We start from the raw sequence: 14058 nt of genomic DNA, 5'->3' as shown, positions 1-14058 counted from the left end.
CATGGCCCTGCTCGAAATAACCGACCTGACCCAACGCTTCGGCGGCCTGCTGGCCGTGAACGAGTTGTCCGTCCGCCTGGAGGGCCGCGAGATGTGCGCCCTCATCGGGCCCAACGGCGCCGGCAAGACGACCGTCTTCAACCTGGTCAGCGGCTTCTACCAGCCCACGTCCGGGTCCATCAAAATCGGCGGCGTCGACACGCGCGGCATGAAGCCCCACCAGGTCACGTCCCTGGGCGTGGCCCGGACCTTCCAGAACATCCGGCTGTGGAACGACATGACCGTGCTGGACAACATCAAGGTCTCCCAGCACTACCGCCTCGGCTACAGCCTCGTGGACTCCCTGCTGCGCACCCGGCGCTACGCCGACCGCGAGAAGGCCATCGACCACGAGGCCATGGAACTTCTGGAGTTCATGGGCATGCGCGACCTGGCCGACGAGGTCCCGCCGAACCTGCCCTACGGCACCCAGCGCAAGGTCGAGATCGCCCGCGCCCTGTCCATCAAGCCCAAGCTCCTGCTGCTGGACGAGCCGGCCGCGGGCCTGCCGTCCACCGACGTGGTGGAGCTGATCAAGCTGGTCGAATGGATCCACAAGGAGTTCGACCTGGCCATCTGGATGATCGAACACCAGATGACCGTGGTCATGAGCCTGTGCCAGTGGATCAAGGTCATCGACTTCGGCGCGACCATCGCCGAGGGCACGCCGGAGGAAATCCGCAACAACCCGGAGGTCATCAAGGCCTACCTGGGAGATGAGAACATCTGATGCTTTCCGTCACCAATCTCAAAGTCAGATACGGCAACACCGAAGCCCTGCACGGCATCTCCTTCACCGTGGACAAGGGCGAGATCGTGACCCTCATCGGCGCCAACGGCGCCGGCAAGACCACCACCCTGCTGTCCATCGCCCGACTGGGTCCGCCCGAAGGCCCCAAGATCATCGAGGGCGACATCACCTACAAGGGCCAGAGCCTGCTCCCGGTCCCGCCCCACGAGATCGTGTCCAAAATGAGCATGGCCCTGGCGCCCGAAGGCCGGCACATCTTCGGCAACCTGACCGTCGAGGAGAACCTGACCCTGGCCACCTACGCCCGCAAGGACATGGACAACGTCAAACGCGACTACGAGCGCGTCTACGAACTCTTCCCGCGCCTGGTGGAGCGGCGCAGGCAGCGCAGCGAGTCCCTGTCCGGCGGCGAGCAGCAGATGCTGGCCGTGGGCCGGGCCCTCATGACCGGGGCCGACTTCATCATGCTCGACGAGCCGTCCATGGGCCTGGCGCCGCTGCTGATGTACGACATGTTCCGGGCCTTGAAGGAACTCAATTCCCAGGGCATGACGCTTCTTCTGATCGAGCAGAACGCGCGCATCGCGCTGCAGTTCGCCCACCGCGGCTACGTGCTCGACACGGGGGCCATCGTGGCCTCGGGCAACGCCCGGGAACTCATGGACAACCCCGACGTGAAGAAGGCATACTTGGGCGGCTGAACCCGGCACCAACCTGTTTTCGCACGAAGCCCGGGCGCCCCGCTTGGGCTTCGTTTTTTTGACGGACCAGAACATGGATTACGACAACATCATTCTCATCGGCATGGCCGCGGCCGGCAAATCCACCGTCGGCAAGAGGCTGGCCAGGGAGCTGGGCTGGGCCTTCGTGGACACGGACCTGCTCCTGGAGGCCTGGTGGGGCGCCCCGTTGCAGGCCATCAGCGACCATCTCGGCCGCGACGCCTTCGTGCAGGCCGAGGCCGAGCAGATCAGACGCACCTTCCTCAAGAAATGCGTCATCGCAACGGGCGGCAGCGTGGTCTACAGCGCCCTGGCCATGCAGCACCTGGCGACCCTCGGGCGCATCGTCTACCTCGAATCCTCCTTCGAGGACATCGCAGGCAGGCTGACAAACCCCTGTTCCCGGGGATTGGCCATCGCCCCAGGACAGACCATCAGGGACCTTTACGACGAACGCGTCCCCCTGTATGCACGCTACGCTCAGGTGCGGGTGCGCACCGACGGCCAGGACCCCGACCAGACCTGCGCCGCCATCATCCAAGCCCTATCCGGAAACACCGAGAACCCGTCGTGACCAAGAAACTTCTGCCCGCCCAGGCCTTCCGCAAGCTGGCCGCCCTGTATGCCGACATGCAGGACGCCTATGTCCGGCACGCCGGCGCCCTGGGCCTGACCTGCGACAACTGCCCCGACAACTGCTGCACGAGCTATTTCCAGCACCACACGCGCATCGAGTGGGCCTACCTCCTGCAAGGCTTGTCCGAACTGCCGCCCGAACGCCGGGCCGAATACGAGAGAAGGGCCCGCGCCTACGTGCGCGAGGCCGGCGACGCGCTGGCCCGTGGGGAGCGGCCGCACATCATGTGCCCGCTGAACGACGACGGCCGCTGCGGCGTGTACATGCACCGCCTGATGATCTGCAGGCTGCACGGCGTGCCCAACCGCCTGCGCTACCCCAACGGGCGCAGCGTCGATTTCCCGGGCTGTTTCCGCAGCCAGGAGCTCTGCGCGTCGGCCGATTCCTTTCCCGTCCTGGACCGCACGGCCCTCTACACCCGGCTCTTGGAGCTGGAGGTGCAGTTCGTGGGGCCGGGGAAGATTCGTTCCCTGCCGCGGGTTGATCTGACCCTGGCCGAAATGATAGTCCAGGGTACCCCCCAATCGTGAAACCACGGAGACCGGCATGCACCCTCGCCTGAAGACGGCCCTCGTCCTGCTGACCCTGCTGGTGGCGTCCTGCGCGCACCTGAGCGTCGTCCACCTGGACAAGAAGCCCTGGACCCTGGGCCAGCAGGAAACCCTGGCCATGCGCTACTGGGAGTTCACCTACTCAAGCCGCCTGGAGGACAACAGGCTGATCGTCACGGGCACCGCCAAACCCGTGGCCGGGGCCGTCCCCGAGTGGGCCACCTGGATTCAGGATCTCTGGATGCAGATCTATCTTTCAGACGACAACAGCCGGGTCCTGGCCAAGGATCTGCGCCTCTACCTCCCGACCACCCTGGATCACGACAAGGGCGTGCCCTTCGAATTTCACCTCACGCCCGAGTCCCTCGGCTCATCGGGCCCCCTCTACATTTCCTTCGGCTATCGCATGGAACTGACGGCCGAGAAGAGCACCCAGGGAACCGGCAACAAGGCCGAGGTCTTCTTCGCCAGCCAGGGAGCCCTCTTCCAGTAGCCCCCGCACCGGCTCAGACGACGGAAAGCCCCCGGGAGCATGGCTCCCGGGGGCTTTCCGTCTTTCTCGTTCAAGAAAACCCGGACAATCAGTTCATGGTGCCGCGCTCACCCTTCAACTGGACCTGGAGGGATTGCGCCAGCTGCTTGGCCCTCTCGGACTCCTTCCAGTCCCCGTAGGCGTGCATCCAGTAATCGAAACCGTAGATCTTCTGCATGAGTTGCTCCTCGTGCAGGCTGACCCACGTATCGAAGAGATACATCTCCGTTGAAAACTCCTTGCTGTCCAGCACCTTGATCACGGTGTTGGCGGGGAATTTCTTGCTCTCCAGATTGAGCTGGAGAAACTCGACCACGGACTGCTGAGACAATTCCGGGGAAAGAGGCTGGTCTTTCACGCGCTCCACGAGTTCCCAGTAATCAGCGAACTGGGCCTGCATCTGTTTCTGCTGCTCGTCGGTCAGCGCAATGAAAAGTTTTCCGTCCCGCTCTTCGATGAAATAATAGCGAAGCCAGAACTCGAAATGGAAAACGTTAGCCGTGTCAGTCAGAGCATTTTGAGGAATAGCCATTTTCTTCTCCCTGTACCTTGGTGATCATGAAAACATCTGCGAAAAATCAATTATGAGTACGCCAAAGCAGATCAAGATTACGTATCACGACGAATGTTGACAAAAATATTTACCGACTGTAATACTCCGCTTTACAAATACGCGATAGTTGGAGGTTTCACATGGAAGATTATGTCAAGCAAGCCCTCGAAATCGTCAAAGCACAAGCCAGTGTGCGCAACATGACCGAGGAAGAGCTGACATCCATGGTTCGTTCGTTGACCGAAGGAATCAAGAATGTCGCTGAAGGAACGCAGCCCGAGCCGGTCAAGGCTCCTTCCGCCGATGACGCCAAGAAGGCCATCCGCGAGAAGAGCATCATCTGCATGGAATGCGAAAAATCCTTCAAGGTGCTGACCAAGCGCCACCTCGCCACCCACGGCCTCACTCCCGAGGAGTACCGGGAGAAATGGGGCTACAAGAAGGGCACGTCCCTGGTGGCCAAATCCCTGGCTCGCGACCGCCGCAAGAAGATGCAGGACATGAAGCTCTGGGAGAAACGGGTCAAGAAGTAGACCACCAGAAGGGCGAAGCGGTCGCTTCGCCCTTTCTCATTCCCCCGCCTCGAAGAACTGCGCCGTCTTCACCAGGCGCCCCTGCAGCAGGGAAAAGCCCGCATCCACGGCCTGCAGCACGAACACCGGGCTGACGTACAAGGCCTGCCAATCAAAATCAATGACATACCCGTCATCCGTCCTCTCCATGGTTCGGACCATGGGCCGCACGTCGACCTCGCCGGGCTCGCCCTTCTTGGTCAGCTTGGGCACCTTCCACTCCTGCGCCTCCAAGAACGGCGCAAGGCGCTGCGCGAACCGCTCGCCGTCTTCCGCGCGGGCGAAGGACAGGGTGAACCGCTCGCGGTTCGAGATGGGCGCCCGCCGCTGGCAGGGCAGCTCGTCCACGCGCGAGGCGCGCATGCCGTGAGGCAGCTCCGCGTTGAGGAGCGCGGGCAGCCCCTCGACATCCAGCCGCTCGCGCACGAAGAAGTCCATCCACTCGCACACGCTGCCCACGCCCACGGGCAGGGCCCGGGCGAAAGACAGGAGCGGAATGGGGTGGAACCCGCCGCTGAAGGCCAGGGGCAGCCGAGCGCGCCTGAAGGCCCGCTCGAAGATGCGCTGCAGCTCCAGCTGGCTCAGGTACATGGCCGGCCCGGTCTTGGAGTACCACAGCCTGAAGCGCTGCTCCTTGTGCTGCAGGTCCACGGACGGCGCAGGGACGTCCTCCACTTCTCCGGGCTCTTCCTGATCCCTCGTGGTCCGGTTGATGACGGGCACGATGTCGTGGTCCGCGGCCTGGCCGGCCAGCTCCGACGGGCGGCCGTCCAGGGTGCAGACGCCGCAGGCGCGGCAGGAGTCGTAACGGCAGTCGGGAGTGATCGCGCCGTCCAGGGCGCGGCGGCGCTCCGTCAGCAGGAATTTGCGGCTCACGCCGGAGGTCAGGTGGTCCCAGGGCAGGGGCTGTTCCGGGTCCCGCGCGGCAAGATAGCTTTCGGCGTCCACGCCGGCCTCGGCAAAGGCTTCGAGCCAGGGCTCCAGGCGCAGGTGATCGGTCCAGCTGGTGAAGAGCGCCCCCTTGCGGTAGGCCCCCTCCACGGCCGGCGCCAGCCGTCTGTCGCCGCGGGAGAAGACGCCTTCGAGCCAGGTCATGTGCGAATGGTGCCACTTGAGCTTGAGCTTGCGGTAGGGCCGGAAGATGCCGCGCAGGTAGCCGAGGCGCTCCTCGATCTCGGCCATGGTGATCTGCCGTTCCCACTGGAAGGGCGTGTGCGGCTTGGGCACGAAAGGCGAGACCGCGGCCGTGATCTGCAGCCGCTTGGCGCCCCTGCCCGCGCTGGCCGCCACCTTGAGGCAGAGGTCCAGAATGCCGTCCAGGTCTTCGGCCGTCTCGGTGGGCAGGCCGATCATGAAATAGAGTTTGACCTGCTGCCAGCCCAGGCGGAAGGCTTTGCCGGTGTGGTCGAGCAGGGCCTCCTCGGTCACGCCCTTGTTGATGACGTCCCGCAGGCGCTGGGTGCCGGCCTCGGGGGCCAGGGTCATGCCCGTGTGGCGGATCTTGCCCATGAGGCGCATGAGGTCCTCGGAGACCGAGCCCACGCGCAGGGACGGCAGGGAGATGGAGACCTGCTCCTGGCGGCAGTGGCTGTAGGAGGACAGGAAGAGGGCCTCCAGGGCGCTGAAGTCGCCGGTGCTGAGCGACAGGAAGGACAGCTCCTCGCTGCCCGTATCGGCCAGGCCCTGGCCTATGATGGAGGCCAGGACGTCGACCTCGCGCTCGCGCACCGGGCGGTAGATCATGCCCGCCTGGCAGAAGCGGCAGCCGCGCGTGCAGCCGCGCGCGATCTCCACGGAAAAGCGGTCGTGCACGGGCTTGCCGAAGGGCACGATCTGGCGGGTCGGGAAGGTCGTGCGGTTCATGTCCGCCACGACGCGCTTCTCCACGCGGGCCGCCCCGCCCGCGACAGGCCGCACGGCCCCGCGGCCGTCGTCCTCGAAATAGGACGGCACGTACACGCCGGGGAGCGCCGACAGACGGCGGATCAGCCCGGCCCGGTCGACGCCCTCCTCCCGGGCCTGCGCCATGACCCCGAGCATCTGCGGCAGAATCTCCTCGCCGTCGCCCAGGACCATGAGGTCCATGAACGCCGCGATGGGCTCGGCGTTGAAGGTGCAGCCGCCGCCGGCCACGACCAGGGGGTGCCCCTCGCCGCGTTCGGACGCGCGCAGGGGAATCCCGGCGAGGTCGAGCATGTAGAGGATGTTGGTGTAGCACAGCTCGTGCGTGACGCTGAACATGACCGCATGGAGGCTGCCCAGGGGCGTGTCGCTCTCCAGGGTGGCCAGGGGGGCGCCGTGTTCGCGCAGCACTGCGGCCACGTCCTCGGTGGGCGCGAAGACGCGCTCGGCGTAGAACCGGTCGTCGGCGTTGACGATGTCGTAGAGGATCTTCTGACCGAGGTAGGACATGCCCACCTCGTAGAGGTCCGGAAATGCCAGGGCCACGTGGGCCCGGACCGTCGCCGGGTCCTTGTGCACGCTGTTGATCTCGGTGCCGAGGTAGTGACTGGGCCGCGAAAAGAGGGGAAGCAGAGCCTTCATGGGTCCTTGGAGGGTCGGGATGGGCAGAAAAAAAGGTGGCGCGCCACGCGTGGCCGCTCCACCCACTTTTTCCGCACCCCGTCCCGGGGTTATTTTTTCAGGAACTTGCTGAAGTCGGACACGCCGCCGCCCATGCCTCCCAGGTTGCGCAGGCCGCCGGGGGCAGAGAGGGTCAGGTTGGTGGTCGCCTCGAGATACTTGGTCTTCAGCTCCTCGGGCACGGTCTTGTACTGGTAGATCACGTGCCGCTGGTCGATCTCGCCTTCCATGTTCTGGTCGAAGGGGTAGCCGAAAGGCAGCAGCAGCATCTGCACCCCGCCCTGCTGGGTGGGGATGGTCTGCAGGATGGCCGGGTCCTTGATGAGGCCCTTGTCCTGGTCCCACTTGCCGAGCACCATGTCGCCGTTCACCAGCTTGACCAATCTGATATCGTACATTGTCACCTCGTCGAGTTTTTGGGGCCCACGGACGCACGAAACGTGCGCTGGGCCAAAGATGAAATGATTAAGAGCTGCGCAGGGCACTGTCAAGGTCGCCCCCTCCCGCCCTTCCCCCCCGGGATGCTTTGTGGTAGCCGACCCCAACACAGCAAAGGGGCGGACATGAACACACTCGACATCGTCTTCTGCGTCATCCTGGGCTTTCTGGGCCTGCGCGGCATCTTCCGCGGCCTGGTCAAGGAGGTGGCCTCCATCCTGGGCCTGATCCTGGGCTTCGTCCTGGCCAACGTCTTCCACGGCGAACTCGCGCCCCTGCTCGAAAAGCCCCTGGGAGGCCCCGGCCTGGCCAACCTGGCGGCCTACCTCGGCATCTTCCTGGGCACCGTGGCCGTGGTCTTCCTGACGGCCGCCCTGATCCGCAAGATTCTGAAGCTCATCATGCTCGGCTGGCTGGACAGCATCGGCGGCGGTCTCCTGGGCTTCTTCAAGGGGGCGCTCTTGTGCAGCATCATCGTCCTGGCCCTGACGGCCTTCCTGCCGTCCAAGGCCACGATCCTGACGGAGTCGCAACTGGTGCCTTACGTGAACATGTTCAACACCATGCTGGCCGAGACGCTCCCCAAGGACATGCGCGACCAGTTCCTGCTCAAGAGCCGGGAACTGCAGCTGGAATGGGAACGGAACGTCAAGGAAAAACTGAAGGATATCAAGGGAAACACAGGTGCAAAAACATAATTTCGACCGCATCGTCGAGGTCATCGACACCCTGACCGGACCGAACGGCTGCCCCTGGGACAAGGAGCAGACCCCCCAGAGCATGTGCGACTACCTCGTGGAGGAGTGCTTCGAACTGGTGGAGGCCATCCGCCAGAACGACCCGGCCGAGATCGCCGAGGAACTGGGCGACGTCCTCTTCCTGCTGCTCTTCGTCGGCCGCTGCATGGACCGGGAAATCCCGGATTTCCTCCAGTCCGCCCTGGCCGGCAACGTGGCCAAGATGATCCGCCGCCACCCGCACGTCTACGGCGACAAGGCCGCCGACGTGGCCGAGGTCGTCATCAACTGGGAAAAGATCAAGAAGCAGGAGAAGGCCGAGAAGGACAAGGACCCGGGCGTCTTCGCCTCCCTGCCGTCCAGCCTGCCGCCGCTCTTGCGCGCCTACCGCATCAACTCCAAGGCCGCCCGCGCCGGTTTCACCTGGCCCACGGACGCGGACCAGGAAGCCAAGCTGTCCGAGGAATGGACCGAGCTGCAGGCCGCCCTGTCCGGCGACGACGCCGCGGCCAGGGAGGAGGAGTTCGGGGACTATCTCTTTTCGCTGGTGGAATACGGTCGGCGACGCGGCATCAAGGCCAACTCGGCCCTGTCCGTGGCCAACGCCAAGTTCCTGCGCCGCTTCGAGGCCATGGAAAAGCTGGCCGTCGAACGCGGTCTGGAGCTGGACCGGATGAGTCTGGCCGAGATGGACAAGCTCTGGGACGAAATAAAGGCAGACCGCTGAGGCTCGATTGTGGACTGCGTTGCTCACCGATTGTGAAGGGCTCATGCAGACGGCTGCACTTTCGCCCTTCAAAATCGGCTCACGCCTTGCCACAATCGATCCTCAGCGGTCTCCTGACGCTTTCACACCATCCATCTCCGACCGGGACTTCGCGAATCCGGATGGGTCGATGCAGATGACAGCACTGCACCCGACCACATCCCCGACTTCCGCACCACCATCACGTCATTCCCGCGCAGGCGGGAATCCATACCTTTCCAGGCGGATGCCGCATACCCGAAGATGGATCCCCGCCTTCGCGGGGATGACTCCGCGGCGATGCGAAACGCATGCAACGCGGCCCTCCACCTGCTCGTCCGACCGCATCACGCCACGACACAATCCCGGCCGATGACCTTCTACAAACCCTTTTCCTTGATGTGCTCCACGAGCTTCTCCAGCACCCGGTCCACATCGAGGGCGCTGGTGTCGACCATCACGGCGTCCGGGGCAGGCTTCAGGGGGGCCACCACGCGGTTGCGGTCCTGGTCGTCGCGGATGCGGATCTGGGCGCGGATGCGCTCCAGGTCCTCCTCCATGCCCATGGCCTTGAGCTGAGAGTAGCGGCGCTTGGCGCGCACGTCGATGGACGCGTCCAGGAAGAACTTGTGCCTGGCCTCGGGGAAGACCACGCTGCCCATGTCGCGACCCTCGGCCACCAATGACGTCATGCGTCCGATGGCCTGCTGGTTGCGGCGCAGGAAGTCGCGCACCACGGGGATGCGGCCGAGGTGCGAGGCCCACAGCCCCACCTCCTCGCTGCGGATCTGCGGCGAAAGCGGGTAGCCGTTCAGCAGCAGCTCCGAATTCTTCCCTACCCCCTCCAGATCGAAATCCAGACGATTGAGCTCCGGCACGAGCTGGTCCACGGGCAGCTCCCAGGCGCCATCCCCGAAGGCGAAGGCCACGGAACGGAACATGGCGCCCGTGTCCAGGTAGGCGATGCCCAGGAGATCGGCCAGCCGTGTGGCCAGCGTGGTCTTGCCGACCCCGGCCGGCCCGTCAAGAGTGACGATGGTTATCACGCAGCACCTCCGCTGTTTTGACCAGAAATTCACGGTTCTCATCCTCGTTGCCGATGCTGACCCGAAGCTTCCCGGGCATGCCGTAGCTTGCCAAAGGCCGGATGATGACCCCGCGCTGCAGCAGCCCCTCGAACAGGGCCCGCGCGTCCATGGGCGGGTCGAACATCAGGAAGTTGGCCTGGGACGGCCGGACCGTGCAGCCCATGGCCGTCAGCTCCCGCGTCAGCAACTCCCGCCCTTCTCGCACCACGCGCAAGGTCTCGGACAGGAAAATATCGTCCTGCAGTGCCGCCAGCCCCGCCTGCTCGGCCAGGATATTCACGCTGAAGGGCAGCTTGACCCGCAGCAGCAGGTCCGCCAGCCATTCGGGCATGACGCCGTAGCCCAGGCGCAGCCCCGCCAGCCCGTACATCTTGGAGAAGGTGCGCAGGATGACGAGGTTCGGGATCTTGCCGAAGTGCGGCAGCATGGTGAACTCGTCCAGGGGCTCGGCGAAATCGACGTAGGCCTCGTCCACGACCAGCAGCGCCCGCGGGGGCAGCTTGGCCGCCAGGGCGACCAGTTCGTCGGCCCTGCAGGCGTATCCCGAAGGGTTGTCGGGGTTGGTCACGAAGACCAGGGCCGTGTTCTCGTCCGTCAGGGACACAAGCGCGTCGAAGGGAAAGGAAAAGTCGGCGTTCAGGTCGGCCTGGCGGAACTCGAGGCCGCACAGCCGCGACTGCACGTCGTAGATGCTGAAGCACGGCCTGAAGGCGACGACGTTGTCGATGCCCGGCCGGGCCACCACGCGCAGCAGCAGGTCGATGATCTCGTCGGAGCCGTTGCCGGCCACCACGCAGGACGCGGGCACGCCCAGGTGCGCGCCGAGGGCCTCGCTCAGGGCCGGGGAACCGGCCTGGGCGTAGCGGAAGGCCAGGGGCGCGGCCGAGGCCAGGCGCGCCTGGACCACGGGCGACGTGCCCAGCGGGTTCTCGTTGCTGGCCATCTTGATGACCCGCGACAGCCCGTAGCGTTTCTTGATCTCGTCGATGCTCAGGCCCGGCGAGTAGGGCTTGAAGCCCTCCATCTCCGGCCGCACAGGAACCTTGGTCATGTATTCTCCTTGATGCGCCGCATGGGACATGCGGCGCGCAGTGTCACGTATCCTGCCATTCTTCAGTCCGCATCTGCGGCCAGCACCGAGCGTACGGCGGCGGCCGCCAGCGGGAACTCTTCTTCCATGAGGGTCCGCGGGTCGAGACAGAAGCGCCCGTCCTCCACCCGGCCGATGACCGGGATGTCCGTGGCCAGAAGCCCCTGGCGCAGGGCCTCCACGTCCATGGCGGCGGGCGCAACCGTCACCAGGCTGGTGGGCAGGTCCTGCTCAGGGAAGGAGCCGCCGCCCACGCGCGAAAATCCGGGTTTCACCCCAACCGTCGCCAGCCCGGCCAATTCTTTGGACATCCTGCGCCGCAGACGCCGGGCCCGTCCGAGCAGCTCGTCCCGGCCGGCCGTGATCATGGCCAGGGTCGGCACCCTGCGCCGCGCCAGCTCCGGGTCGAGGTAGAGGCGAAGGGTGGCCTCCAGGGCGGCCAGGGTCATCTTGTCGATGCGCAGGGCGCGGTTGAGCTGGTTCTTCTTGATGCGGTCGATGAACTCCTTGCGGCCGACGATGATGCCGGCCTGGGGTCCGCCCAGGAGCTTGTCGCCGCTGAAGGAGACCACGTCCACCCCGCTCTTCAATACCTGCTGCACGGTGGGCTCGGGCTTGAAGCCGTAGGGCGAAAAATCGAAGAGGTTGCCGCTGCCCAGGTCCTCGAAGACCGGCAGGCCGCGCTCGCGGCCCAGGGCCGCCAGATCGGCCGCGTCCACCTCCTTGTGGAAGCCGATGATGCGGTAGTTGGAGGTGTGGACCTTCATGAGCATGGCCGTTTCGTCGCCGATGGCCTCCTCGTAGTCGCGCAGGTGGGTGCGGTTGGTGGCCCCCACCTCGCGCAGCACCGCCCCGCTCTTCCGCATGACCTCGGGGATGCGAAAGGACCCGCCGATTTCCACGAGCTGCCCGCGCGAGACCACGACCTCGCGCCCCTTGGCCAGGGTGTCCAGGACCAGCAGCACGGCCGCGGCGTTGTTGTTGACCACCAGCCCGGCCTCGGCCCCGGTCAGGCGGCAGAGCAATTTCTCGACGTGGGAATAGCGGCTGCCGCGCTGTCCCGTTTCCAGGGCCAGCTCCAGGTTGGAATAGTGGCGGCAGCCCAGGGTCACGGCCTGCACGGCCTCCTCGGCCAGGATGGAGCGGCCGAGGTTGGTGTGGATGACCACGCCCGTGGCATTGAGGACGCGCCGGAAATGCGGCCGCGAGGCGAAGCGCGCGTAGGCACGGGCCCTGGAGCACAGGGCAGGCAGCGTCAGGTCGGATTCGGCGGTGATGGCGCCGGAGCGGATCTCCTCGCGGCAGAGGTCCAGAAATTCGCCCACGAGATCCTTGAGGAGCGGGCGCGGCAGACCGGCCAGGCTCTGGTCCTGCTCCAGTTCGTGCAGAAAGCGGTCCACCGACGGGATGTGCCGAAAGAGTGATGACACCGGGATCTCCTTGGGAGACCGTTTTTCAACGGCCTGTAAACTTCGAATTTTTCATCGGTCAGCTAGGGTTCAAGATGTTCCGGGTGAAGTTCGTAGTACGCGCCGACAAGGTAGAGGGAACCACACACGAGGGTCTTCATCTCCCCCTGCAACGCCGCGCCCAGGTCCGGCGCGACCCGCGCCCGGGGCCCGAGGAGCGCGGCCAGGCCTTCGGGGTCGCAGGCCCGCTCCAGGGCGAGCTTCGGGACGACGATCTCGTCCGCGAGGCCCCGCAGCCTGGCGAGAATGGCCGGTTCCAGGGTCTTGTCGCGCATGGACTGGAACACGAGGCGCCCGAAACGCTCCCCCGCCCCTTCCAGAGCGTCGCACAGGGCGGCCAGACCCATGGGGTTGTGGGCGCCGTCCACGAGGATGTTGCCGTGACGGCGGAATCGCCCGGAAAAACGCGTCCTGCCAAGGACTTGTGTACACAGACCCGCGTCAAATTGCCAGCCTCCGCTACGCGCCAGGCGGCTCCAGGCCAGCAGGGCCAGGGCGGCGTTGCCGAGTTGATACGGCGGGTGGCCGGGCAGCAGGTCCGGGGTCAGCAGGACAGGCCCGGATTCAGTGGGGATGCGGAACCCGCCTGCGATGCGGCAATCGTCCAGACACAGGAAATCACGCCCCGCTCCCGCCGCACGGTAGATTTCCATGACCTCCGGCTCCTGCGGGCCCGTCACCGCCGGGCAGCGCCCCAGAGCTCCGGCCTTGTCGCGGGCGATGTCGGCCAGGGCCGGCCCCAGGACATGTTCGTGGTCCATGCCCACCGGCGTCATGACGGCCAGATCGGCGTCCGCGGCGCAGGTCGCGTCATGGGTGCCGCCGAGCCCGGCCTCAAGCACCGCCAGGTCGAGCCCTTCGCGGCCGAAAATGCGCAGGGCCATGACCGTCAGCAGCTCGAAATAGGTCAGCCCCACGTCCGCGCAGGCATCCATGACCGCATTTGCCTCCTGGAGCCAGCGCTCCTCGGGCAGCATGCTTCCCCGGACGCGGATGCGCTCGCGCACCCCGACCAGATGCGGGGAGATGTACAGCCCCGTCGACAACCCGTGCCCGCGCGCCAGGGCTTCCAGAAACCCGGACGTGGACCCCTTGCCGTTGGTCCCGACCACATGGGCGACCAGCCTCCCGGGCCGCCCGAGGCCGAGCCGCCCGAGAGCCTCGTGCATGCGCGACAGCCCCAGTTGCATGGAAAAAAGCCCCAGTCCGTCGAGATACTCCTCGAACCCGGCAAAAGAAACGAACTTCATGACCGCTCGCAGGCTACAACAGTGAAAAAAACGCTCCGGCGGCCCGCAGCCCGCCGGAAATCCCCGCCCGGGCAGCTTTCATAAAAGGTTCCCCACCCGGCGGCAACTGAAATCCCTCAAGCCTCCGCTTGACTTTCAGAGCCGCAATCAATACCCAGTTTTCCTCTCACGTGCGCCAGTAGCTCAGGCGGATAGAGCAATTGCCTTCTAAGCAATCGGTCGGGGGTTCGAGTCCTCCCTGGCGCGCCACAACAAAATCAAGGGGTTGGATGTAAAAACTCAATCCCCTTCTTTTTTGTCG

Annotated in this window: 15 protein-coding genes and 1 tRNA gene; 9 read left to right on the top strand and 7 right to left on the bottom strand. The window is 65.2% G+C overall.

Going from position 1 to position 14058, the window contains the following annotated elements:
• Position 1 precedes the first annotated feature (1 nt).
• The 5 genes from ACZ5AC_RS03290 (at position 2) to ACZ5AC_RS03270 (ending at position 3193) form a co-directional block, all read left to right on the top strand.
• On the top strand, positions 2-769 hold the full coding sequence (locus ACZ5AC_RS03290) for an ABC transporter ATP-binding protein (RefSeq protein WP_464249534.1): 768 nt from the start codon (positions 2-4) through the stop codon (positions 767-769).
• Entirely contained in the window at positions 766-1491 is a 726-nt protein-coding gene (locus ACZ5AC_RS03285; protein WP_464250590.1) for an ABC transporter ATP-binding protein, read from the top strand. The genes ACZ5AC_RS03290 and ACZ5AC_RS03285 overlap by 4 nt, the downstream gene beginning before the upstream one ends.
• Before the next feature lie 73 nt (positions 1492-1564).
• The gene (gene thrB, locus ACZ5AC_RS03280) at positions 1565-2086 is read left to right on the top strand and encodes a homoserine kinase (RefSeq protein ID WP_464249533.1); all 522 of its coding nucleotides are present in this window, start codon (positions 1565-1567) and stop codon (positions 2084-2086) included.
• Positions 2083-2679, top strand: coding sequence for a hypothetical protein (locus tag ACZ5AC_RS03275; RefSeq protein WP_464249532.1), 597 nt, complete (start codon positions 2083-2085; stop codon positions 2677-2679). The genes thrB and ACZ5AC_RS03275 overlap by 4 nt, the downstream gene beginning before the upstream one ends.
• Before the next feature lie 16 nt (positions 2680-2695).
• On the top strand, positions 2696-3193 hold the full coding sequence (locus tag ACZ5AC_RS03270) for a hypothetical protein (protein WP_464249531.1): 498 nt from the start codon (positions 2696-2698) through the stop codon (positions 3191-3193).
• A gap of 88 nt (positions 3194-3281) precedes the next feature.
• On the opposite strand, the gene ACZ5AC_RS03265 is transcribed toward ACZ5AC_RS03270, so the two are convergent.
• A complete protein-coding gene (locus ACZ5AC_RS03265) occupies positions 3282-3764 on the bottom strand; it encodes a hypothetical protein (RefSeq protein ID WP_464249530.1) in 483 nt (160 codons plus the stop codon).
• 161 nt (positions 3765-3925) lie between these two features.
• Between ACZ5AC_RS03265 and ACZ5AC_RS03260 the strand changes: the two genes are divergently transcribed.
• Positions 3926-4318 (top strand): Ros/MucR family transcriptional regulator, encoded by a 393-nt coding sequence (locus ACZ5AC_RS03260; protein ID WP_028578663.1) that lies wholly within the window; start codon positions 3926-3928, stop codon positions 4316-4318.
• Between the two features lie 36 nt (positions 4319-4354).
• On the opposite strand, the gene ACZ5AC_RS03255 is transcribed toward ACZ5AC_RS03260, so the two are convergent.
• Positions 4355-6901 carry a TIGR03960 family B12-binding radical SAM protein gene (locus ACZ5AC_RS03255; protein WP_464249529.1) on the bottom strand — a complete coding sequence of 849 codons (2547 nt, stop codon included), beginning with the start codon at positions 6899-6901 and terminating at the stop codon, positions 4355-4357.
• Positions 6902-6990: 89 nt separating this feature from the next.
• Positions 6991-7338 (bottom strand): hypothetical protein, encoded by a 348-nt coding sequence (locus ACZ5AC_RS03250; RefSeq protein ID WP_464249528.1) that lies wholly within the window; start codon positions 7336-7338, stop codon positions 6991-6993.
• Positions 7339-7503: 165 nt separating this feature from the next.
• Between ACZ5AC_RS03250 and ACZ5AC_RS03245 the strand changes: the two genes are divergently transcribed.
• Entirely contained in the window at positions 7504-8076 is a 573-nt protein-coding gene (locus ACZ5AC_RS03245) for a CvpA family protein (protein WP_464249527.1), read from the top strand.
• The gene (gene mazG, locus ACZ5AC_RS03240; protein WP_464249526.1) at positions 8063-8842 is read left to right on the top strand and encodes a nucleoside triphosphate pyrophosphohydrolase; all 780 of its coding nucleotides are present in this window, start codon (positions 8063-8065) and stop codon (positions 8840-8842) included. The genes ACZ5AC_RS03245 and mazG overlap by 14 nt, the downstream gene beginning before the upstream one ends.
• Before the next feature lie 398 nt (positions 8843-9240).
• Here mazG and cmk read toward each other — a convergent pair whose 3' ends face one another.
• The 4 genes from cmk to ACZ5AC_RS03220 all read right to left on the bottom strand — a co-directional run bounded on the left by cmk (position 9241) and on the right by ACZ5AC_RS03220 (position 13757).
• Positions 9241-9906: a (d)CMP kinase gene (gene cmk, locus ACZ5AC_RS03235; protein ID WP_464249525.1), complete on the bottom strand. Its 666-nt coding sequence runs from the start codon at positions 9904-9906 to the stop codon at positions 9241-9243.
• Positions 9884-10999 carry a histidinol-phosphate transaminase gene (hisC, locus tag ACZ5AC_RS03230; protein WP_464249524.1) on the bottom strand — a complete coding sequence of 372 codons (1116 nt, stop codon included), beginning with the start codon at positions 10997-10999 and terminating at the stop codon, positions 9884-9886. Before hisC ends, cmk begins: the two co-directional genes overlap by 23 nt.
• A 62-nt stretch (positions 11000-11061) precedes the next feature.
• The gene (selA, locus tag ACZ5AC_RS03225; RefSeq protein ID WP_464249523.1) at positions 11062-12468 is read right to left on the bottom strand and encodes an L-seryl-tRNA(Sec) selenium transferase; all 1407 of its coding nucleotides are present in this window, start codon (positions 12466-12468) and stop codon (positions 11062-11064) included.
• 62 nt (positions 12469-12530) lie between these two features.
• A complete protein-coding gene (locus ACZ5AC_RS03220) occupies positions 12531-13757 on the bottom strand; it encodes a bifunctional folylpolyglutamate synthase/dihydrofolate synthase (RefSeq protein ID WP_464249522.1) in 1227 nt (408 codons plus the stop codon).
• Between the two features lie 172 nt (positions 13758-13929).
• On the opposite strand from ACZ5AC_RS03220, the gene ACZ5AC_RS03215 reads away from it, so the two are divergent.
• A tRNA-Arg gene (locus tag ACZ5AC_RS03215) sits at positions 13930-14006 on the top strand.
• The last annotated feature ends 52 nt before the right edge of the window (positions 14007-14058 follow it).

This window comes from Desulfomicrobium aestuarii (assembly GCF_055385525.1).
Note: the sequence above shows the minus strand (reverse complement) of the source record. Positions and strands in the feature narration are given on the sequence as shown.